Raw genomic sequence first — 23,633 nt, 5'->3', positions numbered from 1 at the left:
CGATCGCACAAACCGGGCGCACGGACGCCGTCACGCCTTCTTCCGGCGTTCCTCCGCCTTCTTCTGCTCCTCCACGGCCTTCTTCCACAGGTCCCAGCCCTGGCCGCCGGTCTCCGCTGCCCAGCCGACCCCGTTCATCCGGTCGGCCAGTCGGTCCATCCGGTCCGCGAAGCGGTCCAGCTTCTTCGCCAGCTCGTGCGGGGCCTTCTTGGTGACCCGCCAGACAAAGGGCCAGCTCGGGGCCTTCTTGCTGAGGTTCTTCAGTCCGCCCGACGCGACCCGCGCCACGTTGCCGAGCCCCTTGGCCGCCAGGCCGATGGATCCCGCGAGGGTGCTGACGATCTCGAGCCCCGCGCCGACCAGGTCACCCTTGCTGAGCTTGACCACCGCGTCGACGGCGCTCATCGCGACGGCCACGGCGGCGCAGCCCGGCATCGCCACCGCGCAGAGGGCCGCGCCCATCTTGACCACCCGCCAGACCGGGCTGCTGGTGATCTCGTCGATCTGCTTGGCCAGCCAGTCGAGGAGCTTGCCCAGGGCCGGCTTGTCCTTCTGACGCGCCTTCTCGGCCTGCTCCCGGATCCGCTTGGCGGCCTCCTGTAGTTCCTTGCGCTTCTTCTCCAGCTCCGCCAGCTTCTTCTTGTACTTGACGTACTGCTCCTCGTAGTACTCGCAGGCCCGCTTGGTCCCGCCGCAGTTCTTGTACGGGTCGGGCTTGGCCTTGCGCCCGTCCGGGTCGCTGAGGGTCACCGGGCTGTTCAGGGCGTAGGCGTATCCCTGCATGGTCTGTGGGTCGAACTGGTCGACCTCCGGGTCGACGGAGAGGAACCGGCCGAGGCCGGGGTCGTACTCCCGGGCACCGAGGTGGGTCAGGCCGGTGGCGGCGTCGGTGACTCCGCCGACGAAACCCCGCTCGCCGGGCCAGGTGACCGGCGTGGCGCCGCGTGGCGCGCCGAAGGGCAGCCGGTACCGGCGGGTCACGTCGAGCGTGCCGGCTGCGACGGCGATGTCGCCGGTGTTCTGATGGTCCGCCACCAGCCAGGTCAGCGTGCCGCCGGTACGCACCGCGACCGGTCGCTCGTCGAGCAGGTAGTAGCGGGTGCCGCCGGTCGCGCTGTGCAGCTCGGTGTCGTCGAGGTAGAGGGTGCTGCCGCTGGCGTCGCGGCGGATCAGCCGCTGTCCGTCCGCGTCGTAGAGGTACGAGGTGACCGAGCTGCCCTCGGTGACCGCGGCCACCCGCCCTTCGGCGTCCCAGCTGAGCTGCTGGCCCGGTCGGTTGGTGGTGTTGCCGGCCGAGTCGTAGGCGTACGCATCGGTACGCGAGCCGGCCGAGTCGGTGGTGGTGACCGACCGCACCGTGTGTGGCTGGGCGGCGCCGGCCGCCGGGTACGCGTAGTCGCGGGTGGTGTCGCCGGAGGCGGCGTGCCGCACCTCGCGGACGCGGTTGCCGGTCCGGTCGTAGCCGTAGGAGTGCCAGTAGGGTGCCGGCCCGCCGAGGGCGGTCGACGGTGCGGCGTCGCACGCGCCGGAGGCCGGCGTCCACGCCTCGGTCAGCCGGCGTAGGTAGTCGGTGCGGAAGCACTGGGTGTCCCGGCTGACCGAGTCGGCGATCCGGGTGATGTTGCCGGCGGGGTCGTACGTGTAGGAGACCGAGGTGATCGGGGTCTCGGCCGTCGCGGTACGGGTCGTGGCGGTCGCCGTGGCCAGTCGCCGGGTACCCGTCTCGTAGCCGAAGGTCCGCACCACCTGCTTCTCCGGCGCGCCGAGCCGCTGCTGACTCAGCTCGCCCAGCTCGGTGTGGCTGGCCGACTGCACGTACGTCGCCAGGTCGCTGGTCAGCGTCGTGCGGTCCCCGGTCACGGGCTGGTAGCCGTAGCGGAGGGTCTCCGCCGGCAGGTTGCCGGCCGCCGGCAGCGTGGCCGTGGCCACCTCGCCGGTGTCGTGGTAGGTCAGTCGGGTCTCGTACCGTCCGGCGAGTCCGGTCTCACTCTCCGGGATCACCACGGCGTGCCCGGTCGGGCGCCCCGCCCCGTCGTACCCGAGGACCTCGCTGCGGTACGCGGCGCCGCCGGCGTAGCGGACCGTGCTCGCGGGCATCCCCTTGCCGCCGGCCATGTCGTAACTCCACTCGGCGAGCTTCGCGCCGGCCGTGGAGCCCTCGTGCAGCGCGGTACGGCGGCCCAGCGCGTCGTAGGTGTAGGCGAGGGTCCGGCCCCGGCCGTCGGTGGTGGCGGTGACCCGGTCCAGGTTGTCGTAGCTGGAGGTGGCGACGCCGGTGTCGGGGTCCTCGGCGCGGACCCGGCGCCCACGCAGGTCGTACCCGTAGCGCCAGACGTTGCCCGCCGCGTCGGTCACCGACGACAGCTCGCCGGCCCGCCCGTAGGCGTACCGGGTGGTGTCGTACGCGCCGGTGGGCGCGCCCCCGGTGTACTGCCGCAGCTCCACCACCCGCTCCCGGGCGTCGAAGATCCGCATGGTGGCCGGGCTGCCGTCCGGCGGGTCCTCGGCGATCCAGTTTCCCCCGTACGAGGTGGTGGTGCGCCACTTCTCCACGCCCCCGGAGAGGAAGATCTCGGCGGTCTCCCGGTCGGCATCGTCGTAGAGGAACCGGGTCTGGCCCGGTACGGCGGCGTCGGCGACGTCCACCAGGGTGCTGCCCGGATCCGCCTGGTTGTTCCAGTACGGCGCATTGCTCCGGCTGACCCGGCCGTGCCCGTCGTACCGGACGTCGGTGATGACGCGACCGCCGGCCGGCGACGGTGCCTGGAGTTGCCGCTCCCGGAGGAAGCCGTCGAAGAGCTGGTAGCTGGTCTGGTATCGGCTCCCGTCGCCGACCAGGGCCTTGGTGGTGACGAAGGACGGGCCGCCGGCCCGGATGGTGTACCCGTGCTCGACGCTCGGCTCGTTCGGCCAGGTGGCCCGGGCACGGTCCGGCGCCCAGACCCGGCGCAGCCGGCCCAGCCCGTCGTACTCCATGTCGGTGACCCGGTCGTTGGCGTCGGTGCTGCGCAGCGGCAGCCCGAACCGGGGGTCCAGCACGGTGCTGCTGCGGTGCCCCAGGCCGTTGGTGGTCACGATCTGCGTCGCCGGGCCGCCCGTCGCCGGGGTGAACGCGGTCGTCTCGACGTTGCCGAGCGCGTCGTACTTGGCGGTGATGCGGCCGTGCGCGTCCCGCAGGTACCGGTTCACCTCCACGTAGGAGGCGCTGCCGCCGGTGTGGCCGCTCGCCTCCTCGACCCGGGTCACGGCGCCCCGGGTGGGCGGTGTCCCCCACACCGTGGCGCCGTCGAAGTAGTTCCGCCGGTCCAGCAGCAGATCACCGGGGTAGGAGGGCGTCGTCTGGCAGTTCACCCCCACGATCTCCATCCGGGCCTCCGCGTCGAGGATCCAGGCGTCGGTGTTCTCCGCGTACGTGATCCGGGTGCAGGCGTCGTCGGCGGTGGTGGCGACGTCCGCGATGTCGTCGATCGCGGTGAGCCGGCCCTGCGCGTCGTACTCCCTGCGGATCTCGGTGGTCCGGGTGCCGCCGGCGGCCAGGGTCGTCACCTTGCGCTCGACCCGCTCGTCGGTGTACGTGGCCTCCAGCGTCGGGAGTCCGGAGCGGGCGCGGGTGGCGGTGGTACGCACCAGCGTCGGCTCGCCGAGGGTCTTCTCGATGGCCGCGCTGCCCGCCGCGTTGTAGACGATGGTCTCCCGGGCGAAGCCGCGCCAGTACAGCCGATCGTTGGTGGTGCCGCCCTGCGAGTCGGTGACGGTCACGTTCTTGGTGCTGCCGTCCATGTTCCGGTCGCCGGTCATGCCGCGCAGGAACAGGTGCTCGCGCAGCGTCTGCGCGCCGGCCGGCCCGGTGCGTACCCGGATCTTCTGGTAGCCGCGCCACTGGTTCCAGTCGCGGTCGGCGGTCGGGGTGTTGTCCGCGTCGTCGTAGCGCCAGGCCGCGCCGTCGAGGTACTCGTAGCTGGTGATCTGGTCCGGGTTCCCGCCGACCATGTCGCGCTCGGTCACCCGGTCGACCACGTACTTGTAGAACACGTCCGGTCCGGCGTACGGCGCCGGCATGTCCCCGCGGGGATAGCAGCGGCTGACGTTGCGGTCGGGAATGATGTACGGCTCGGCGCCACACTGCGGGGAGGAGTAGGTCACCTCGATCCGGCCGCCGGTCTCGTTGGTGATCGCGCCGACCCGCCACTTGTACAGGCCCGGGAACTCCGCGTTCGCGTTGTGCCTATTGATCTTGGAGACGCCGCTGAAGGTCACCTCCGGCTCGGTTACCCCGCCGCCCGAGTGGGTGATACCGCCCAACCAGAGCGAGCGGCTGGCGTCGTTGGGTTCGGTCCACGGGTCGCCGCCGGCCGGGTACGGATCCGGGTACGAGTGGCGCAGGGTCCAGCTCTCCGCAGGCGACAGCGTGCCGCCGCTGTTGACGAGCGTGCTGATCGAGGCGAGTCGCTTGGTGGTCCAGAAGGTCGGCTGCCAGTAGTAGGTGCAGGAGCTGGTACAGCGTTGATCCCACGGCACGTCCGGCCAGTTCTTCCAGTTGGCCGAGTTGGCCGGATCGCAGGCGCTCGTGCTGGTGGCCGAACACCGGTCGGCGACGCCGAACGTCACCCGGGCGGCCGGGGTGGCGGTGTATACCGCGCCGTCGCGCTGCCCGTAGTCGACCTGGGTCAGGTATCCGCCGCGCACATACGGCGTGGTCTCGCCAAAGTACGGGCTGCCGTTCCACCGGCCGTACGAGTTGGTTTCCTGCTGGTACCAGTACGACATGGCGTCGCCGTGCGCATCGACGACGTAGTCGAGGTTCCACCGGTACGCCTGCTGGCACCAGGACGCCGCAGGAGTGGACTGGCGACAGGGCTCGCCGGCCTGGTTCGCGAAGACCGGGACAGTCCAGGTCGACTGGGTGACCGGTCGCCCCGACGACCAGCCCGGCAGGCGGCTCAGACCGAAGTAGTAGCGGGTGCCCTGGGGGGAGGTGAGGATCCAGTACTCGCCGTCGTTGTCCCCGTTGACCGCACCGGTCTTCAACTCGACCCGCCACCCCTTGTCGTCCTGGGCCCGCCAGGTGCCGGTGGCGTCGTCGCGGACCAGTTCGCCGCCGAGCCCGGAGAAGACCGCGGTCGCGTTCTGCGTGACCCAGCACTGGTCGAGGGTGCCGGCGTTGCCGCCGTCCTCGGCGCACTCCCGGTAGGAACGCTGGATGTACCCGGCGGAGAGGTCGAACCCCTCGCCCACCCAGGAGGGTTGGTTGTTCGACGAGCCCATCCGCCCGTCCACGCTGCCGGAGTTGTAGGTCAGCGCGAGGTCCGGCACCGGGCCGGGCGCCGGCGGCACGACCAGCGGATACGACCAGGTGAAGTCGCCAGACTGGAGCCCGACCGACCAGCGGGCCGATGGCGTCAGCTCGGTTGCCGCGAACGACCCCGTACTGCCGGCCGGCGCCGCGACGACCGCGAAGAGCGCGCCGGCGCCGCCGGGTACGGTGACGTCGACGCGCAGCCGGGACCGGGCCACGTCGTTGCGTCCGGGAACCACCTCGGCCGGGCTCGTGCAGCCGGGGGCGAGCGCGCAGGCGGGCAGCCGCACCACGCGAAGCCGGGCCCCGAAGCCGCCCCCGGCGGCGGCCCGGAAGCCGAAGTAGTCCACCTCTGCGGCGACCGCACCCTCGGTCGTCGCACCGTCCGTGCGGCGCAGCCGCAGCAGCAGCCCGGTGAGCCCGAGCTGGCGTACCGCCGCCTGGTCGAGCAGTTCGACCCGCACCCGGGCGGGCGGGGAGTTCGCCGCGGGCCCGGCGGACGCGGACCCGGCCGATGCCGACCCGCGCGGGTCGGTGGCCGCGGGCGCCGTGCCGGCCGGCCCGAGCCAGACGGGGAGGCTGCCGGCCCTGGCCGGGCCGGCAGCCCCGGCCCTCCGGTTCGCGCCCGGGGCCGGCACGGCCACCTCGGCGGACCCGGCCGCGGGCCAGGTGACCGTCACCGGCCGCTGGGACACCGCCTGCCGAGCCGGATCCGGCGGGATCGCCGCCTGGCGTGCGGGGGCGACCGGTACCGAGACCGGCGCCGCGACGGCGGCCCGTTCGGCGCCGGACGGGGCCGCGTCCGCCGAACGCGGTGCGACCAGCAGACCTCCGACGACCGCCGCGGCCGTCGCATACGTCACGGCCCGGCGCGCCACCACGAACAGGCGGTAGGCTCGGCCTCCAGAACGGGTACGTGGAGTGCGCATGTCATCACCTCTGGGGGTCCTCACGGTCCACCCAGGCTATTGAGCGATGCGCATATGTAAGTGCATACGTCGCCGTACACTCGCCTACTCCGACCTCCCGGTCACAACCGGAACGGACCGCCGACGACCGGTGCGTGTGCTGCTACTACCCCTCCAGGGGTAGTAGCAGCACACGATTCTCGAAGCGACTTCGCGTTCAGGGCGTCAGGTCCCAGACGCGTACCCTGCCGTCCCGGCCGGCGGTCAACGCGACCCGACGACCGCGAACGGTGGCGATCACGACGCTGAAGATCTCGTCGCGGTGGCCGGTGAGCGGTGCACCGAGTTGTCGGGCGGCTGCCAGGTCCCAGATCCTGGCGGTCCCGTCCTCGCTGCCGGTCACGGCGATCGTCCGGTCGCCGATCGCGGCGACATCCAAGGCGAGGATGCGGTTCTCGTGCCCGGCGAGTGCCGCGCCGACCGGTTCGGCGGTGACGGGGTCGAAGATCCACACCTCTCCGCGATCGCTCGTCTCTCCGGCATCGCTCGCCGCCACGACGACGGGACGACCACCGACGGTGGCCAGCTTCACGGCACGGGGGACCCCGCCCGGCCAAAGCTCGACGATCAGCTCACCGCTCTCCAGATCCGACAGCACCAGCCTGCGGTCGTAACCGCCGGACACCACGAGGTGACGCCCGTCGAGTCGCGCCACCGCGACGCCGGACATGTCGTCCCGGTGTCCGGAAAGCCGCGGCGCCGCCCGCACCGCCGGCCCGACCCGGGACGGATCCCACGAGTAGACGTCGGGGTACCCGGCGCCGGCCAGGAGGGTCAACTGCCCGCCGACCTGTGCCGCCGCCAGCGCGTGGACACCTGCGCGGTCCAACGGCGGAGGGCTGAGCAGTTGGCCGCCGAACAGATCCCACAGGGCCAGGTTCTGGCGCGGCCCGCCCGTTGCGAGCACCGTACGTCCATTGAGGACTTCGACGGCCACGTGCTGGAATTCGCGGTACAACCCGTCGCCGAGCTCTGCCAGCGGTCGTTCGACCCACTCGTCGGCGAGCAGGTCCCAGGTCCATACCCTGTTCCCCCAGTCGGCACACACCACCAGCGGACGGCCATCCACATCGATCACGGCGAAGTCCTGCACCGGACTGCGGGACGGAATGCGGGAATTCCAGATCAATCGCTCATCGGACACGCGGCGGAGGATAGCCGTCCGATCCGACAACTCGCGTGGCTCCGGTTCGGGGACGAAGCCTGCCGTACCAGCCACCTTCCAGGAGCGCGCCGGCGGCGGCCTTCTACCGCTGCTGGTCCCCACGCCGGGCAACACTCGCCCAACTCCTCCGGGTCGCCGGCATCCGGTGGACCGTCGAAGAGAGCCGAATGAATCATGAACAGTAGGTTCTGCCGATCGTGGCGACGCTCGGCTACCGGGTACGCGGTTCGCCGGTCACTCCGAGTCCGCCATCGCCGACATCGCCGTCGAGGCGACGGTGTACGAGTCGTCCCGGTGCAGTGTCCACTCGCGGTCCCCGGTGACGACCTGGATCCGGCCGTCCGGGAGCACCCGGACGGTGAGGCCGAGGGTTTCGGCGTCGCGCTCTGCGAAAACGGTGACGAGTGCGGTTGCGTCAGTCATGGTTCGGCCGGCCTCCAGGCTCGCGGGGCATGACAGGACTACCCCCCGTCGACTCACCTGAACCACCGCACCAGGCGCATGATCTGTCCGGTGAATGTCCGGTTGCCGGCCTGTGGCGGTACGTCCGGAAGCGCCATCGTGGAGTTGGCGTAGGCATCCAGGCCGTAACGACCAGGAATGGAAACCTGCGCCCCGGGTCTCGCCAGTTGGTGAGACGGCACCGTTGTGCGGAAGGAATGGACAATGCGGGTCCTTCGTTACACGATGGCGACACTCGCCGCCGCGATTTCACTTGCGGCCGTTGCGGCCGCGCCGGCTGCGGCGGAAACCGCCGCGCCTCCCGGCAAGAGCGGTGCGGAGTTCTGCTTCCGGCACGGCGACGGCAAGCTCACCTGCTATGAAGACAAGGCGGCGGCGGTGGCGGCCGAGATCACCGGCAGCGGGCCGGCCGGGACGTCCAGGGCGTCCGGGGCGACCTCCGAGGTCGTCACGGCGCCGCTCTCGATCAACGACTGCCTCGAAGGTCGATTCTGCTTCTGGGCCGCGGCGGACTTCAACTCGGCCTATCCCTGGCACTGGCGGTCCGCCTCGGGTTCGCTATCCCTGGCGTACTCGTTCCCGGACGTCAACAACCTGATCACAAGTTACTTCAACAACCGGTCCGGTCACGTTGTCCTGATCGACAGCAGTTGCCCGAACGAGACGCTTCTCGCCCGGCCGAACCTGGCAATCTACAACCTCTCCAACACTCCGCGAGCCTGCGGCGGGACCTGGAACAACAAAATCGACATGATCGAGCTTTTCGACTCCTAGAACCACCCGGTAAGCCCGTGAGCCCAGCCCTGCCGACAACCGGCAGGGCTGGGCGCTCGGACAGCTACGGCCGGGGTACTAGGCCGTGTTTCAAAGCTCCTAGTGCCGCGTCAGGCAACGTTTGCGCTGGTCCTCCACCGGCACCTCAGTGACAGCCGCCCACGTCGATATGGCCGCGCGTTCTGGGTCAGCCGGCGGCCCTCGTCATGCAACCCGATCCGTCGTTCCGTCGTGAGGCAGCGGCCAACGCGCCAGGACAAATCACGTCAAGCCGTAACTCGCGCGGGCCGGTACCGCAGGGCGACCGCCCCCGACCGGAACTCCTGGCGCCCCACGAGCTTCAGCTCAAGCCGCTCGCCTAAGCCGGCGAGCAACGTCGGCCCGTGTCCGGCAAGGACCGGCTGCACAAGGAACTCGTACTCGTCGATCAGTCCCAGATCTGCCAACGCCAGGGGGAGCGTCACGCCACCCACCCACAGGCCCTCGCCTGGCTCCTGCTTGAGCCGCTGAAGCGCTTGCCCCAAGTCGCCTCGCACCAGCTCGGCATTCCAATCGACCCCGCTCAGCGTGCTCGACACGACGTACTTCTTCGCCCGGTCGATGGTCTCGGCGAACGGGATCTGCCACTCATCCATCCAGTCAGGCCACGTGCCCGTGGCCGGCTTCCGCCACGCCGACTCCATCATCTCGTAGGTCACCCGGCCGAACAGCAGGGCATCGGCTCGTGCCATCTCAGCGGTCCAGTAGCGCATCGTCTCCTCGTCCGGGGGGAGCCCTGCCTCGTGATGGCAGCAGCCGTCGAGCGTGACGTTGATCGAGTAGCGAAGTGGTCTCATCTCGTTGCTCTCCCTTGATGCGCGCCCCGCGTTCATCGGACCCTACTTAGACGACCGCCGGCGGCATTTCTCATCGGTGCCCCGATCGCACTACATCAACGCCGCCGATCGTGACCGGCTTGCAGGTCCGCGCCGACGCCGCTGGCCTGATCGGCTGGGACGTCAGCATCGATTCCACCGTCACTCGGGCGCATCAGCATGCCGCTGGTGCCCGTACCGAACCGGAGTCGCAGAGGGAGCCGCCAGGTGGAGGGCAGGAGGAACCTGCCGATCACGCGCTGGGACGATCTCGGGGAGGCTGGACCGCCAAGGTGCACCTGGGGTGTGAGCAGGGCCGCAAGCCCCTGGTCATGCTGCTGACCGCTGGGCACCGTGGCGACAGTCCCGAGTTCGCCCGGGTCCTGGCCGGTATTCGAGTACCCAGACCGGCCTGCGGCCGGCCTCGTACTCGACCTGACCGGGTCCTCGCAGACAAGGCGTACAGCTCCCGGGCAAACCGTGAGCACCTGCGTCGGCGCGGTATCCCGGCCACGATTCCGATCAAGGTCGACCAGGCGGCCAACCGGCGGAAGAAGGGGTCGAAGGGCGGCCGTCCGCCGGCCTTCGACCCCGAGATCTACAAGCAGCGACACTCCGTGGAGTGCGGCATCAACCGGCTCAAACGCCACCGTGGGATGGCCACCCGGTACGACAAACTCGCCGTCCGCTACCTGGCCACCCTGCACATCGTCGCCATCAACGAGTGGCTATAACCGTCACCTATGAAACACGGCCTAGAGCCGACGCAACGCCCCACCCACCCGGTCGACCGGGTCGGGGCGCTGGTCGTGCCTCTGGCGGCTACGGCAACCGGGCCACCTCGCCGACGAACGCCCGCCAAGCGGCCGGGCCGAACGTCAGGGTGCCGCCATCCCGATCCTTGGTGTCCCGGACCAGCACCCGGCCCGGAAGGTTTTCGGCAACCTCCACGCAGTTGCCCTGGTTGGTGCCGCTGCGGCTGCTCTTGTGCCAGTTCGGCTCAGTCATGGTTGTTGACCGCCTTCATGATCAGGTCTTGCGACAAGCTTACAGGCAGGGCCAGACCTCGGACGATCTCCCACGATCGCTCCAGTTCGTCCACGTCCGCCCCGTCAGTCACCGAACGTCCTCGAAGCTGGTCGTCAAGATAGACGGCCCGCCCTCGGGCCGGAAGGGTCGCCAGCACGAACGCTCCCTGGAGGCCAGGATGCAGGCCAGCAGCCCGGGGCACAACCAGGATTTGCACCTGCGGCCGGCGACTCACCTCGATCAGATGCTCTAGCTGCCCCTTCATGACGTCGACAGGCCCATAGCCAAGGGCCACCTCACAGATGACCGCAGACAGCATCGGAGGGTTGGGCCGGTCGATCGTTGCGGCCTGCCGTTCACGCCGGACCTGCGTTGTCCGGTCGATCACCTCATCGGGCAGCCTGCCGCTGGCCAGCAGCGCCCGGGTGTACCCCTCGGTCTGGAGAAGTCCGGGAATCAGGCTGTGTTCGAAGCAGCGCAACATGGTTGCCCGCTGCTCGTGCTCCGTCCAGGGGCGCAGCCAGGTGGGCCGGGCATCCTCTCGCGCCTCCCTGGTCGCACGCTGGATCTGGTCTCCGGTCTTGAAATGCTCGTCAAGGCGTTCGGCGGTGTCCGGCTGAGGAATCATCCGGCCCTGCTCGAACGCCGCGATCGACGCGCCACTCAGGCCAACGGCCGCCCCCACCTGATCACGGGTTCGCTTCGCCCGCGTTCGCTGTGTCCTGAGGATCTCGCGTAGGTCATTCACTTAATCCACCCGGCTCCAGATCAACTAGTCAATATCCTTCGATACTCTCGCTCGCTTATCTTCCGCTCCACGCGGCTTCCGGTCCAGGGTGGAGGGCAGACCAAGCGACTGAGAGGTGAACCAATGACGCACGGAAGGCGGCCCCACCAACGTGACTGGCGACGGCTGTGGCGCTATTGCCGATGTGGCCACCGCTGGGTCTGCCCGGACTCGCTCAAACGGGTTCCGCTGCCATTCGGTCCCCCGCTGCGACCGATGACCGAGGCGGAGTATCGGGCCGGCATGGAGGCGTTCTCGCCCAAGGTGACGCGCTCGGCTCCGATCGGACCGCCGCCAGCCAACGTGCGCCGGTCGCGGCAGGGCAGGGACGGCAGCGACGATCCGATCTGGAACTCGCCGTCCGGACGGCAACAGATCGGCCGGGCCGGCGCGCTGACACCAGCCCAGACCTACCGGGGCCACTACGGCGAACGGGAGTCAGCCGCCGAGCGAGCCGGTCGGATGTAGCCGTGATCGGGCCACAGGAGCGCTGGTACCGGCACATGCGACGGCTCGCCCAGCGGCGCTACCCGACCGGCAGGCACACTCCGGCGCAGTCGTACAACTGCGAGACCTGTCGGGACCCCTGGCCCTGTGCGCCCGCCCGCCTGGCCCTGCTCATCGGCTTCAGAGGCAACCGGGTCGGACTGATGATGTACCTCGGTGTGCACCTCACCCGCGCACTGCAAGCGATGCCCGACACACACCCCGCGTTGATCGCCGGACAGATCCTCTACTGGGTGCCCCGGCGCCGCCAATGACCTGCCTCATCACCCAACCGGCCCGCCTCGGTTCGCCGCCTTCCCCTCGGCGTTCCGGGGCGGGCCTTTGTCCGCCCGAGTATCCGAACTGCGTCGTCCGCGCGACCCGGATCCGGCTTAGTGCGCGGCGCGGGCGGCGGCGAGGGCGGAACGCATCTCGGACACCGGGGCGGGTACCCCGGTGAACTGCGCGAACTGCCCGACCGCCTGGGCCAGCAGCAGGTCGAGGCCGGAGACGATCCGGCAGCCGGCCCCCGCCGCTGCCGCAGCCAGCGGGGTCGGCCACGGGTCGTAGACGACGTCGAAGAAGACCGTCTCGGGCCGCCAGGACCGGGCCGCCCCGGCGAAACCGTCGGCGGCGCCCTTCGGCACGGTGGAGATCACCAGATCCGCGCCGTCCCGCTCGGCGGCCGGAGCCGCCCAGTCCGCGATCTCGAACCGCAGCCCGAGCGCGCCGGCCAGCCGGGCGAGTTCCGCACCGGCGGCGGGACGGCGTACCCGGCAGGTGACCCGGCGGGCGGCCAACTGGACCGCGGCGGCGAGCGCGGCTCGGGCCGTACCGCCGGCACCGAGCAGCACCACCTCGGCACCGGCTGGCACGCCTGCGCCGGTCAGCACGTCGACCATCCCCGGTACGTCGGTGTTGTCGGCGGCCCAGGAGCCGTCCGGTCGGCGTACCAGAGTGTTGGCGGCGCCGATCGCGGCGGCGACCGGCGAGACCTCGGTGGCCACCGCGAGCGCCGCCTCCTTCAGCGGCATGGTCAGGGAGAGCCCCGCCCACTCCGGGCCGAGCCCGGCCACCCGGTCGGGCAGCTCGGCCTCGGCACACTCGATCGCGGTGTAGGACCACCCGGTCAACCCGGCCGCCGCGTAACCGGCGTTGTGGATCACCGGGGAGAGCGAGTGGGCGATCGGCTTGCCCAGCACCGCCGCCCGGCGCTGGGCGCTCACCTCGCCGTCACCTCAGAGCACGCCGTTCTCACGGGCCTTCTGCTTGTTCCGCTCGTGTTGCTCGTTCGTCTCCGCGAACTCCGAGTGGCCTTCCTTGTCGACCGCCACGAAGAACAGCCACTTGCCCGGCGGCGGGTTCATCGCCCCCTCCAGGGCCTTCTGACCAGGGTTGTTGATCGGCCCCGGGGGCAGACCGGCCTTGCCGTGCATCCGGTACGGGTTCTTCGTATCGAAGAGTTCCGCGTCGGTCATGTCCCCGGACCGCTTGGTCTTCTTGCCGGTCAGCTCCCAGTAGTAGTTGACCCCGACGTCGAACTCCAGGCAGCCGGTCAGGCCGTTGCCGTTCTTGCAGTAGTGGTCCCCGCTGTAGATCCGGTTGTACGCCACCCGGGCGACCTTGCCGAGGTCGTCGGCGTTGCCCGCCTCGGCCTGGGCCAGCGACGCCACGATCAGCGCCTCGTACGGGCTGATCTCGCGCTCCTTCTGCACCCGGTCGACGAAGTCGATATCCTCGGCGACCGACAGGAAGCGCTGGACCATCAGCTTGAGGATCGCCTCGGCGGTGGCGTTCGGCGGAAGCTCGTAGGTGTCCGGGAAGAGGAAGCCCTCGATCGACTTCCGAACCGACTGCTTGTCGTCGCGCTTGAACCAGAAGTCGGCGATGCCGAGCCCCTCCAGGTCCTTGGCGGCGGTCTCGAAGTCCTTGACCGGGAGCTTCGTATCGGCCGCCAGCGCCTTGAAGATCTGCTTGGCGGTCGCGCCCTCCTTGACCAGGAAGCCGTTGACGAGCTTGTTCTTCAGGTCGAGCAGCAGGCCCAGCGCCGCCTTCGCGTTCATCTCCTTGCGGACCTTGTATACGCCCGGCTGGATGTTCTGGCTCCGGGAGTTCTCCTGGGCCGCCTCGATGAACGCCTTGGTGCTCTTGACGACGCCCGCCGCGACCAGCGTGTTGGCGATGTCGGCGATGCTCTGGCCCTGTTCGACCTGGACCTGGACCTCACCGCTGCCACCGCCGTCGTAGTCCGGGGTGACGAAGTAGCCCTGTACCCGGTCGAAGCCGTACCAGCCGGCGCCGCCGAGCACGCCCAGCAGCACGAACGTCATCAGCAGGGCCGCGACGGTACGACCCCGCCCGCCACGCTTCTTCTTGCCGTTGCGTTTGCGTTGCGCGCCGCGCCGGTGCCGTCCCTTCTCCGCACGCTCGTCGAACGCGAGCTCCAACTCGTCGATCATCCCGTCCGCCTCCGCTGCCTGTCTAGCCAGCTCTGCAGAATCTCCACCGCGGCCGCCTGATCGACCACCGCCCGTTGACGCCTTCCTCGGACGCCCCGCTCGGCTAGCCTACGAGAAGCCACGACGGTCGACATCCTTTCATCCACCAGATCGACCGGCACCGGCGTGATCGCCGCAGCCAGCCGTTTGGCGTACGCCTTCGCCTGGGTCGCCGCCGGCCCGTGCCCACCGGCGAGTGTCACCGGCAGACCGACCACCACCGTGATCACCTCGTGGAGTTCGACGAGCCGCGCGATTTCCGAGATATCGGCTGGAACCGCCTCAATACCGGTCTTCAGGTCCCGGGCCAGCGTCACCAGTGGGGTGGCCAGGATCCCGTCCGGGTCGGAGAGCGCCACGCCCACGCGTACCTGGCCGACGTCCACGCCGAGCCGTGCGCCACGGGGAGGAGCGGTCATCGTGCGTCTCGTTGTCGGTCGGCGGCCGGTGCCGCGCCGGAGTGAGATCGGGTCATCGTGCCGCGCCGGAGTGCGAGCGGATCATCGCGCCGCCCGGGAAAGGTCGGTTCATCGTGTTACGCCACCAGAAAATCTGGATCATCCGATTCCTGTCGGCCGGTCCCGGGCAGATCCGCCCGAACCGGCGAGCCGTCGTGGCTGAAGATCCAATCACAACGGCCCGCCGGGGAGCAACCATTGCCCGAGGTCACGCCTCGGCGAGCGCCTTCTCGACCGCCGCCAGCAGGCTCGGCGCCTCGCCGGCCGGCAGGCCACCGCCCTGGGCCAGGTCGGCGTTGCCGCCACCCCGGCCGGAGAGCGCGCCCTTGACCAGGGCCGCCGCCGAGACGCCCCGGTCCTTGGCCGCGCCGTTCACCGCCACCACCAGCGACGCCTTGCCGTTCGCCCGGGCCGCCACCGCGACCACCGCCGGGCGGGCCGGGTCGATCTTGCCCCGGATCTCCTGGGCGAGGGTACGCACGTCGTTGCCGGCCGCGCCCTCCGGTGCCTCGGTGCCGACGAAGGCGACCCCACGGATGTCCCGGGCCGCCGAGGCGAGCGCCGCCGCACCGCCGAGCACGAGCTGGGCGCGGAGCTTCTCCAACTCCCGCTCGGCGTCCCGGAGCTGCGCGACGGTCTGCTCGACCCGGTCGGCCACCTGGTCGCCGGGGACCCGGTACAGCTCGGCGAGCCGGGAGACCAGCAGGTGCTCCTTGGCCAGGAAGCGGAACGCGTCCAGCCCGACCAGCGCCTCGACCCGGCGTACCCCGGAGCCGATCGAGGACTCGGAGAGGATCTTCACCAGGCCGAGCTGGGCCGAGCGGGCCACGTGGGTACCGCCGCACAGCTCCCGGGCGTAGTCGCCGACCTCGACGACCCGCACCTCGTCGCCGTACTTCTCGCCGAAGAGCGCCATCGCGCCGAGCCGGCGGGCCTCCTCCTGGGAGGTGATGAAGGCGTTCACCTCCAGGTCGGCCAGCAGCACCTCGTTGACCTGCTGCTCCACGTCGAGCAGCACGCTCGGCGCCACCCCGGTCGGGGTGTTGAAGTCGAACCGGAGCCGGCCCGGCGCGTTCAGCGAACCGGCCTGGGTCGCCGACTCGCCGAGGAAGTTGCGCATCGTCTGGTGCACCAGGTGGGTGGCGGTGTGCGAGCGGGAGATCGCGCGGCGGCGTACCACGTCGATCTCGGCGAGGCCGGCCTCGCCGGTGCGTACCTCACCACGGACCACCCGGGCCCGGTGCACGATCAGCCCCGGAATCGGCTGCTGCACGTCGAGCACCTCGACCTGACCCTCGCCGACGGTGATCAGGCCGACATCCGGCTGCTGGCCACCGCCCTCGGCGTAGAACGGGGTCGCGTCCAGCACCAGTTCGATCGTGTCGCCCTCGCCGGCCACCTCGACCGGTGCGCCACCGGCGCCGAGCAGCGCCCGCACCGACGACTCCCGGGAGACCTCGGTGTAGCCGGTGAACTGCACCGGACCACCGGAGTCCAGCACCGAACGGTAGGCGGAGAGGTCGACATGGCCGGTCTTCCGGGCCTGCGCGTCGGCCTTGGCCCGGGCCCGCTGGTCGGCCATCAGCCGGCGGAACCCGTCCTGGTCCACCGACAGGCCCTGCTCGGCGGCGATCTCCAGGGTCAGGTCGATCGGGAAGCCGTACGTGTCGTGCAGTTGGAACGCCTTGTCACCCGACAGCTTCGCGCCGCCCGCCGTACGGGTCTCGGCGATCGCGGTGTCCAGGATCGTCGTACCGGCCCGCAGGGTGGAGAGGAACGCGTCCTCCTCTGCGTACGCGTACGACGAGATCCGGTCGAACTCGCTCGCCAGCTCGGGGTAGGACGGGGACATGCAGTCCCGGGCCACCGGCAGCAGCTCCGGCAGCGCCCGGTCCTGCCAGCCGAGCAGCCGCATCGCCCGGATCGCCCGCCGCATGATCCGGCGCAGCACGTAGCCGCGCCCCTCGTTGGCCGGGGTCACCCCGTCACCGATCAGCATCAGCGCGGTCCGCACGTGGTCGGCGACCACCCGCAGCCGTACGTCGTCCGGGTGCGACTCGCTCGCCGCGTGCCCCGAGCGGGCACCATATTGCCGCCCGGTCAGCTCGGCCGCCCGGTCCAGGATCGGCCGCACCTCGTCGATCTCGTAGAGGTTGTCGACACCCTGGAGGATCGCGGCCATCCGCTCCAGACCCATCCCGGTGTCGATGTTCTTCGCCGGCAGGTCACCGAGGATCGGGAAGTTCTCCTTGTCGGTCCCCGGACCCCGCTCGAACTGCATGAAGACCAGGTTCCAGAACTCCAGGTAGCGGTCCTCGTCGACCGCCGGACCACCCTCGGCCCCGTACGCCGGGCCCCGGTCGTAGTAGATCTCCGAACACGGCCCGCACGGCCCCGGGATCCCCATCGACCAGAAGTTGTCCGCCTTGCCGCGCCGGACGATCCGCTCCGCCGGCACACCGATCTTGCGCCACAGCGTCTCGGCCTCGTCGTCGTCCAGGTAGACCGTCGGCCAGATCCGCTCCGGGTCCAGCCCGAAACCGCCCTCGGCGACCGGCTTGGTCACCAGGTCCCAGGCGAGCGAGATCGCGCCTTCCTTGAAATAGTCACCGAACGAGAAGTTCCCGTTCATCTGGAAGAACGTGCCGTGCCGGCTGGTCTTGCCCACCTCGTCGATGTCCGGGGTACGGATGCACTTCTGCACCGACACCGCCCGGCGGAACGGCGGCGTCTGCTGGCCGAGGAAGTACGGCACGAACTGCACCATGCCGGCGTTGACGAACAGCAGGTTCGGGTCGTCGATCGCCGGCAGCGGAGCAGACGGCACCACGGTGTGCCCGTTGGCCTCGAAGTGCGCCAGGTAGCGCCGCTTGACTTCCGCCGTTTTCATCGGGTGCCTTCCTCCGGAAACAACTCACGGTCGCCGATCCTGGGGTCCTCGCGCAGTTCCTCGAACTGGTCGTCGAACGCGACACCCTCGGCGAACGCCTGGTGGATCTGCTGCTCACGCTCGGCCATGCCGTCCCGGACGTCGTCCGCGAAGTCCCGCAGGGACTGCACCAGGCCACCCGCCGAATCCGCCACCGAACTCGCGATCCCACCCGGCGTGTACGCCTGGGCGGTGCGGGTCAGCTTGCGGACGACCAGCGCACCGACGGCCAGCCCGATGCCCAACCAGAGCAGTCGTTTCATGGCCTCATCCTTCCTCCGTACCGGATCGCCCCGCGCGCCGGGTCAGTGCCCGCCGCGCCGGGCGGCCCGACGCTGCTGCTTGAGGGTGGTACGGACCTCGCGCTCCTCCTCGGCATGCCGCCGGGCGGCGGCGGCCCGCCGTACGCCGTACCCGAAGGCGGCCACCTTGACCAGCGGGTTCGCCGCAGCGGCCGAGACGACGGTGCTCAGGTTGGCGATGTTGGCGGTGACGTTCTGGGCGTGACCGGTCATCGTGTCGATCTTGGCGAGCTGGATGTTCACCCCGTCCAGCGAGGTGTGCACCTGGCCCAGCGCGGTGTTCACGTTCTCCACCGTGACGTTCATGTTGGCGAGCAGCGGTGCCGTGCGGTCGTTGATGTCGTTGATCGCCTGGGTCGCCGCGTCCACCGTGTTGCCCAGCCGCCAGATCGGCCTGGCCAGCACCAACACCAGCATCAGGAACGCCCCGGCCGCGACGAGCGCGGCGATCTGGCCGATCTCTCCAGCGTCCACCCGTGTCCTCCTCTATGCACCGTCTCGGAATATGCACCGTCTCGGAAATCGCGCGCGAGGCGTCTCACCCGGACGTCCGGCGCCGTGTCACGACGGTTACCCGGAATGCCCTTCGGAGTACCAACCCCGAACCCTACCGTCGGTGACGAACGCCGACCTCACGACGGGGTCGGTGTGGGGGTCAACCCGCCGAGCGGATCGTCGGTGAAGAGCGGATCCGGGTCCACACCGGTCAGCGACGGGTCGGTGGTCGGCTGCGGGCCGATCCGGTCGTCCTCGATCGCGTTGCGGACCTTGATCGAGACGAGTGCACCCTCACAGTTCACCCCGTCCGGCCCGGTCGCGGCCGGTGACGGGATCGCACCCGGGGCGGTGACCGCCGGGTCGGGGCAGGTGGGTTGCCGTACCCACATGTCGAGGGTCAGCTCGTCCCGGCGCCAGCAGGTGTAGCGCCCGTCGAGCGGCTGTTCCGGGCAGAGCGCCACCTTCCACGGCTGCCACCCCTCGCGGGCCAGGGCGGTCTCGTAGGCCTGCGCCGTCTCCTCCCACTTCCGGTCCGACTCGACGGTCCGCTCCCGGAAACGGCACTCGATGAAGCACCACCGGCTGCCGCTCACCCCGTCGACCGTGTCGGTGGCGGCCCAGGCCGGCACCGCCAGCGCGTCGAGCGAGTTGAACACCGGATCCCGGGTCGCGGCCCGGACCCCGAAGTACGTCGGCAGCGCGCCGAGCACCAGCAGGCTGGCCAGCAGCAGGGCGATCGTCTTCAGTCGACGCTGCTCGCGGAGCTGATGCCGCAACTCGGCCCGGGCACCCCGGGCGGGTTCCGCCGGGGGTTCCGCCGGATCGGACCGGACGGGACCGCCGTCGGAGCCGAGGCCGCCGGCCGGCGGGATGGCGGCGGAGCGCATCGCCGCGTCGGGCCGGGGCGGGCCGTCGGGGCGGGCGGCGCCGTCCGGGCGTACCGGCGGGTGGGTCGGGGCGTCGGGCCGGACCGGCGGGTCGGGTCGGGTCGCTTCGTCCCGGGGTGGCCCGTCCAGCCGTCCCGGGGCGGGACGGGTGGTGGCCGCCCGGCCGTCGGCCGGTATGGGGCGGGCGGGTCCACCGGCGCCCGGGTCCCGGGTCGGGCCGGCCGGCGGGGCGGAACCGGGGTGCACCGGTGCGGCCGGCCCCCGGGCCGACGCCCGAGCCGGGCCACCGGACACCGGGGCTGCACCGGGTCGCCCCGGTACGCCACCGTCGAAGGCGGCACCACCCGGTCGAGCAGCCGCACCGCCGTCGACGGGCGTACCGGCGCGACCTGCAGCCGGGCGGCCGGCGGGGCCCTCGCCCCGGCCGGGTCCCGATACCGGCGGGCCGACCCGGTCGGCCGGCTCGACGGCGTACCTGCCGCCGGGCGCCGCGCGCCGCTCCGCCGCTTCGACGGGAGGCCGGCCGAGCCCGGCGGCGGCCCGGGGCGACCCCGGCTCACCACCCGGTTCGACCGGACGGGGGGTACCGCCGCGCGGCGGTGCGCTGCGGGGGGCACCCGAGACCGGCGGAGCGCCGGCTCCGGACGGACCTCCGGTGGTCGGATGGTCACCACGCGGCCCGGCGCCGGCCGGTGGTGCGACCGCGCCGTGCCGCCCTGGTACGACCGGCGGCAACCCGCCGTGCCGCCCGCCGCCGGCACCGTCGGGCCCGAACGGCGGACCGGACGGACCCGCGCCGGGGCGGCCCCGGGAACCCCGTCCGTCGTCCCGGGAGTCCTCGGTCGGCGGCGCCCCGTGCCGACCCGGGCCCGGATGCCCGCCGTCGAAGCCGTCCGGCCCGGACGGTGGCCGGTTACCCGCCGACCGGTTACCCGCCCTGCCCGGCTCGGACACCGAACCCGGCCCGGACACCGAACCTGGCCCGGACACCGAACCCGGCCCGCCCAGCGAGCCCGGCCCGCCCAGTGAACCCGGCCCGGATACCGAACCCGGTCCGCTCACCGGGCCCGGTCCGCCGGGTGGGCGGCTGCTCGGGTCCGGGCCGGTCGGACCAGCCGGGACCGGCGGAAATCCGGGCGCGTCGACTCCGGGGCCCGGAGCCGGTGGCCCGTATCCGGCGGCCGGGGTGACCGGCCGGACGCCTCCCCGGCCAGCCTTGCGGATCCAGTCCGCCGGCCGCTCCGGATGGCCGGACGGGCGGTTCTCCCGCTCGCCAGCCACGTGTGCGCCACCCGGGCCGGAATGCGCCCCCGCGCCGGTCGGACCACTGACCGCGGCATGTGCACCGCCACCGACCGAGTACGCCCCAGCGGCAGCGTGCGTACCGCCAGCGGCGCCGTGCGCGCCCCCGTCTGCGGAGTGTGCCCCGCCGGAGGCGTGCGTACCGGCTCCCGGGGAGTAGCCGCCAGCGGCGGAGTGCGTACCCGCGCCGGCGGCGTGTGCGCCGGAGGGCGGCGGGGCGGCACCGGGGCGACGCGCGCCCAGGACCGGACCGCCGCGTCCCGGCCCGCCCGGGTCGCGCTCGGGAGCGCCCGGACGGCCAGGTGCGGCCGGAGCGGTCGGAACGGACGGGGCGTTGCCGGAGGCCGGTACGACGAATTCACCGCCGTCGGGTGCGGCGGGTGGCCCGAACCGCCCGGCCGGGCCACCCGGGCCGGGGAAGTCACCGGAGGTGGGGCCGGCCGGGCGGCCGTGTCGACCGTCGCCCGGTTCGGTGGGCGGGGCCGCCCGGCGTCCCGGGGACGGCTCCTCGCCCCGGACGCCCGCCGCCCGCCGCCCCGGACCGGGTTCGACCGGCGCGCCGCCGTGCCTTGGCTGGTGCCCGGCCGGCGGTACCGGCTCACCCGGCCACGGTGTGGCACCGGGCCGCATCGCCGGCTCGCCCCGGTCACCCGCCGGCGGTCCCGGGCGGCGCTCCGGCGGCGGCCCGGCCCAGGCCGTCGGGTGGACCGGCTCGGCCGCCCGACCCGGCCGCCCGAGCGGTGGCGCCGGCACGACCGGCGGGACCACGGACGGCGGCGTCGGCGGTACGGCTGGGGACCGTGGATCGGCCCGCGGTGGCTGGGGACCGGCGCCGCCTCGGACGGGCTGCGCCGGGTCCGGGGACTCCGGTGCGCGCCGGGGCGGTACCGCTGGTCCCGGCTCCGGCTCGTCGCCCCGACGCCGACCGGGCCCGGCCATGGGATCCGCCGACGGCGACCCGGGAGACGACATCGAACCGGTGTCGTCCGGGCCGGCCTCCGGCAGCCGCTCATAGGCGGCGGGGACCCGGGCCGGCGGGTCGGCCGGCGTGGTGCCGTCGGCCGGGCCGATGTCGACCTTCTGCTCCTTGGCGGTACGCAGGTCGGTGATCCAGCCGAGCTCCTCGCCGCTGACCTCCGGCGCTGCGGGCGGAGGCTCCTCCGCCTTGCCCCGGCCCCAGCGGCGTCCCTTGCCCCGTGGTTCCCGCCGCTCGTCGTGGCCGTCCTCGCCCCGGTCCGAACCGCGCCTCACTGGACTTCCTCCCCCTCGGGTGTACCGCCGCCATCTGCTGTCACCGTGCCCCGCACGGCATCCTCCGGCGCGTTGCCATGCACGGCACCTTCTGGCGTGTTGCCGTGCACGGTGTCTGCTGGCGTGTTGCCGTGCACGGCACCTTCTGGCGCTCTGCCAGTCGGGACGTCTTCTGGCGCTCTGCCGTTCGCGGCGCCTGCTGGCGCTCTGCCGTACACGGTGTCTGCTGGCGCTATGCCGGTCGCGGCGCGTTCCGGCGGCGGTGTGGGCTGCCCCCGGACGATCCGGCGCAGCAGTGGCAGCCGGGTGCCGACGGCGCGCTCGGCGCCGTGTCCGCTCGGCTGGTAGTAGTCCACCCCGACGAGGTCGTCCGGGGCGTACTGCTGGGTGACCACCCCCCGGTGGTCGTCGTGCGGATAGCGGTACCCGGTGCCGTGCCCCAACCCGCGTGCCCCGGAATAGTGCGCGTCGCGCAGCGCCCGGGGCACCGAACCGCCCCGACCGGCCCGTACGTCGCCGATCGCCGCGCCGATCGCCATGGTCGCCGAGTTGGACTTCGGTGCGGTGGCCATGTGGATCACGGCATGGGCGAGGTTGAGCTGCGCCTCGGGCAGACCGACGTACTCGACGGCGTGCGCCGCGGCGGTGGCCACACTCAGCGCGCTGGGGTCGGCCATCCCGACGTCCTCACTCGCGAAGATCACGATCCGCCGGGCGATGAACCGGGCGTCCTCGCCGGCCACCAGCATCCGGGCCAGCCAGTGCAGTGCGGCGTCCACATCGGAGCCGCGCAGACTCTTGATGAACGCGCTCACCACGTCGTAGTGGGCGTCGCCGTCACGGTCGTAACGCACCGCCGCCACGTCGACGGCCTGCTCGGCGGTGGCCAGGTTGATCACCGTCTCGTCCAGCGCCGTGGCCGAGCCGGCCGCCGCCTCCAGCGCGGTCAGCGCCTTGCGTACGTCCCCACCGGCGAGCCGGACCAGGTGCTCCTCGGCGTCCGGGGCGAGGGTGAGCGCGCCGGCCAGTCCACGCTGGTCGGTGACGGCGCGGCGGAGCAGTCCGCGTACCGCGTCGTCGTCCAGCGGTTGCAGGGTGAGCAGTACGCACCGGGACAGCAGCGGCGAGATGACCGAGAAGTACGGGTTCTCCGTGGTGGCCGCCAGCAGGGTGACAGTACGGTCCTCGACCGCGGCCAGCAGGGAGTCCTGCTGGGTCTTGCTGAACCGGTGCACCTCGTCGATGAAGAGCACGGTCGGACGCCCGCCGGCCCGCCGCTCCCGACGGGCGGTGTCGATCACCGCACGGACGTCCTTGACACCGGCGGAGAGCGCCGACATCGCCACGAAGCGTCGCTCGGTGGCGTGCGCCACCAGGTGCGCGATGGTGGTCTTGCCGCTGCCCGGCGGCCCCCACAGGATCACCGACATCGGTGACGTACCCGTCACGAGCTGTCGCAGCGGCGCCCCGGGTGCGAGCAGATGGTCCTGCCCGACCAGCTCGTCCAGGCTGGCTGGACGCATCCGGACCGGCAGCGGCGAGTCGGCGGAGGGTACGGTGAACCCGTCGGCGGCGGTCCCGGCCGGCGCGGTACGCCCGGCGACGGGATCGACGAGAGAGAATAGGCCGTCGGACTCCATCAGGAAGACATTACCGGCCCGGTTTCCGGTGCCGGAAATGCACCGAT

General features: G+C 71.7%; 17 protein-coding genes and 1 pseudogene. 4 read left to right on the top strand and 14 right to left on the bottom strand.

The features are described 5' to 3' along the window. Nucleotides 1–30: 30 nt before the first annotated feature. The 3 genes from Pma05_RS25195 to Pma05_RS25185 all read right to left on the bottom strand — a co-directional run bounded on the left by Pma05_RS25195 (nt 31) and on the right by Pma05_RS25185 (nt 7,852). Entirely contained in the window at nt 31–6,225 is a 6,195-nt protein-coding gene (locus tag Pma05_RS25195; RefSeq protein WP_203859942.1) for an RHS repeat-associated core domain-containing protein, read from the bottom strand. 196 nt (nt 6,226–6,421) lie between these two features. Continuing rightward, nucleotides 6,422–7,408 (bottom strand): WD40 repeat domain-containing protein, encoded by a 987-nt coding sequence (locus Pma05_RS25190; RefSeq protein WP_203859941.1) that lies wholly within the window; start codon nt 7,406–7,408, stop codon nt 6,422–6,424. Nucleotides 7,409–7,663: 255 nt separating this feature from the next. Continuing rightward, nucleotides 7,664–7,852 carry a hypothetical protein gene (locus Pma05_RS25185; protein WP_203859940.1) on the bottom strand — a complete coding sequence of 63 codons (189 nt, stop codon included), beginning with the start codon at nt 7,850–7,852 and terminating at the stop codon, nt 7,664–7,666. Nucleotides 7,853–8,095: 243 nt separating this feature from the next. On the opposite strand from Pma05_RS25185, the gene Pma05_RS25180 reads away from it, so the two are divergent. Then, on the top strand, nt 8,096–8,665 hold the full coding sequence (locus Pma05_RS25180) for a hypothetical protein (protein ID WP_203859939.1): 570 nt from the start codon (nt 8,096–8,098) through the stop codon (nt 8,663–8,665). 266 nt (nt 8,666–8,931) lie between these two features. On the opposite strand, the gene Pma05_RS25175 is transcribed toward Pma05_RS25180, so the two are convergent. After that, nucleotides 8,932–9,501 (bottom strand): dihydrofolate reductase family protein, encoded by a 570-nt coding sequence (locus Pma05_RS25175; protein WP_203859938.1) that lies wholly within the window; start codon nt 9,499–9,501, stop codon nt 8,932–8,934. A 107-nt stretch (nt 9,502–9,608) separates the two neighbouring features. Between Pma05_RS25175 and Pma05_RS25170 the strand changes: the two are divergent. Continuing rightward, nucleotides 9,609–10,253 (top strand): annotated as a pseudogene (locus tag Pma05_RS25170) (IS5 family transposase); the annotation flags it as partial. Nucleotides 10,254–10,341: 88 nt separating this feature from the next. On the opposite strand, the gene Pma05_RS25165 reads toward Pma05_RS25170, so the two are convergent. Further along, nucleotides 10,342–10,527 carry a DUF397 domain-containing protein gene (locus Pma05_RS25165; RefSeq protein WP_203859937.1) on the bottom strand — a complete coding sequence of 62 codons (186 nt, stop codon included), beginning with the start codon at nt 10,525–10,527 and terminating at the stop codon, nt 10,342–10,344. Continuing rightward, nucleotides 10,520–11,296, bottom strand: coding sequence for a helix-turn-helix domain-containing protein (locus tag Pma05_RS25160; protein ID WP_203859936.1), 777 nt, complete (start codon nt 11,294–11,296; stop codon nt 10,520–10,522). Before Pma05_RS25160 ends, Pma05_RS25165 begins: the two co-directional genes overlap by 8 nt. Nucleotides 11,297–11,551: 255 nt before the next feature. Here Pma05_RS25160 and Pma05_RS25155 point away from each other — a divergent pair, with 255 nt between their 5' ends. Further along, nucleotides 11,552–11,803 (top strand): hypothetical protein, encoded by a 252-nt coding sequence (locus Pma05_RS25155; RefSeq protein WP_203859935.1) that lies wholly within the window; start codon nt 11,552–11,554, stop codon nt 11,801–11,803. Between the two features lie 2 nt (nt 11,804–11,805). Continuing rightward, the gene (locus Pma05_RS25150; RefSeq protein ID WP_203859934.1) at nt 11,806–12,096 is read left to right on the top strand and encodes a hypothetical protein; all 291 of its coding nucleotides are present in this window, start codon (nt 11,806–11,808) and stop codon (nt 12,094–12,096) included. 117 nt (nt 12,097–12,213) lie between these two features. On the opposite strand, the gene Pma05_RS25145 is transcribed toward Pma05_RS25150, so the two are convergent. The 8 genes from Pma05_RS25145 to Pma05_RS25110 all read right to left on the bottom strand — a co-directional run bounded on the left by Pma05_RS25145 (nt 12,214) and on the right by Pma05_RS25110 (nt 23,586). Continuing rightward, entirely contained in the window at nt 12,214–13,047 is an 834-nt protein-coding gene (locus Pma05_RS25145) for a shikimate dehydrogenase (RefSeq protein ID WP_203859933.1), read from the bottom strand. A gap of 12 nt (nt 13,048–13,059) precedes the next feature. After that, nucleotides 13,060–14,280 carry an endolytic transglycosylase MltG gene (gene mltG, locus Pma05_RS25140; RefSeq protein WP_203859932.1) on the bottom strand — a complete coding sequence of 407 codons (1,221 nt, stop codon included), beginning with the start codon at nt 14,278–14,280 and terminating at the stop codon, nt 13,060–13,062. Next, a complete protein-coding gene (ruvX, locus tag Pma05_RS25135) occupies nt 14,277–14,738 on the bottom strand; it encodes a Holliday junction resolvase RuvX (protein WP_203859931.1) in 462 nt (153 codons plus the stop codon). The genes mltG and ruvX overlap by 4 nt, the downstream gene beginning before the upstream one ends. Nucleotides 14,739–14,985: 247 nt before the next feature. Next, complete coding sequence (gene alaS, locus Pma05_RS25130; RefSeq protein WP_203859930.1) at nt 14,986–17,667, bottom strand: alanine--tRNA ligase; 2,682 nt, start codon at nt 17,665–17,667, stop codon at nt 14,986–14,988. Next, the gene (locus Pma05_RS25125; protein WP_203859929.1) at nt 17,664–17,969 is read right to left on the bottom strand and encodes a hypothetical protein; all 306 of its coding nucleotides are present in this window, start codon (nt 17,967–17,969) and stop codon (nt 17,664–17,666) included. Before Pma05_RS25125 ends, alaS begins: the two co-directional genes overlap by 4 nt. Before the next feature lie 42 nt (nt 17,970–18,011). After that, complete coding sequence (locus Pma05_RS25120) at nt 18,012–18,482, bottom strand: DUF948 domain-containing protein (RefSeq protein ID WP_203859928.1); 471 nt, start codon at nt 18,480–18,482, stop codon at nt 18,012–18,014. A gap of 158 nt (nt 18,483–18,640) precedes the next feature. After that, complete coding sequence (locus Pma05_RS25115; protein ID WP_372441558.1) at nt 18,641–19,393, bottom strand: hypothetical protein; 753 nt, start codon at nt 19,391–19,393, stop codon at nt 18,641–18,643. A gap of 2,549 nt (nt 19,394–21,942) precedes the next feature. Then, a complete protein-coding gene (locus tag Pma05_RS25110; protein ID WP_203859927.1) occupies nt 21,943–23,586 on the bottom strand; it encodes a replication-associated recombination protein A in 1,644 nt (547 codons plus the stop codon). Nucleotides 23,587–23,633 lie beyond the last annotated feature (47 nt).

The organism is Plantactinospora mayteni (genome assembly GCF_016862935.1).
Classification (GTDB): domain Bacteria; phylum Actinomycetota; class Actinomycetes; order Mycobacteriales; family Micromonosporaceae; genus Plantactinospora; species Plantactinospora mayteni.
The sequence above is the reverse complement of the archived record's forward strand: the minus strand, read 5'-3'. Positions and strand labels throughout refer to the sequence as shown.

Excerpts from the sequence above, each read along its gene's own strand:
- ruvX (WP_203859931.1), bottom strand. The coding sequence starts at position 14,738 with ATGACCGCTCCTCCCCGTGGCGCACGGCTCGGCGTGGACGTCGGCCAG.
- Pma05_RS25180 (WP_203859939.1), top strand. The coding sequence starts at position 8,096 with ATGCGGGTCCTTCGTTACACGATGGCGACACTCGCCGCCGCGATTTCA.
- Pma05_RS25195 (WP_203859942.1), bottom strand. The coding sequence starts at position 6,225 with ATGCGCACTCCACGTACCCGTTCTGGAGGCCGAGCCTACCGCCTGTTC.
- Pma05_RS25115 (WP_372441558.1), bottom strand. The coding sequence starts at position 19,393 with ATGCGCTCCGCCGCCATCCCGCCGGCCGGCGGCCTCGGCTCCGACGGC.
- Pma05_RS25185 (WP_203859940.1), bottom strand. The coding sequence starts at position 7,852 with ATGACTGACGCAACCGCACTCGTCACCGTTTTCGCAGAGCGCGACGCC.
- Pma05_RS25155 (WP_203859935.1), top strand. The coding sequence starts at position 11,552 with ATGACCGAGGCGGAGTATCGGGCCGGCATGGAGGCGTTCTCGCCCAAG.
- Pma05_RS25125 (WP_203859929.1), bottom strand. The coding sequence starts at position 17,969 with ATGAAACGACTGCTCTGGTTGGGCATCGGGCTGGCCGTCGGTGCGCTG.
- Pma05_RS25165 (WP_203859937.1), bottom strand. The coding sequence starts at position 10,527 with ATGACTGAGCCGAACTGGCACAAGAGCAGCCGCAGCGGCACCAACCAG.
- alaS (WP_203859930.1), bottom strand. The coding sequence starts at position 17,667 with ATGAAAACGGCGGAAGTCAAGCGGCGCTACCTGGCGCACTTCGAGGCC.
- mltG (WP_203859932.1), bottom strand. The coding sequence starts at position 14,280 with ATGATCGACGAGTTGGAGCTCGCGTTCGACGAGCGTGCGGAGAAGGGA.
- Pma05_RS25175 (WP_203859938.1), bottom strand. The coding sequence starts at position 9,501 with ATGAGACCACTTCGCTACTCGATCAACGTCACGCTCGACGGCTGCTGC.
- Pma05_RS25110 (WP_203859927.1), bottom strand. The coding sequence starts at position 23,586 with ATGGAGTCCGACGGCCTATTCTCTCTCGTCGATCCCGTCGCCGGGCGT.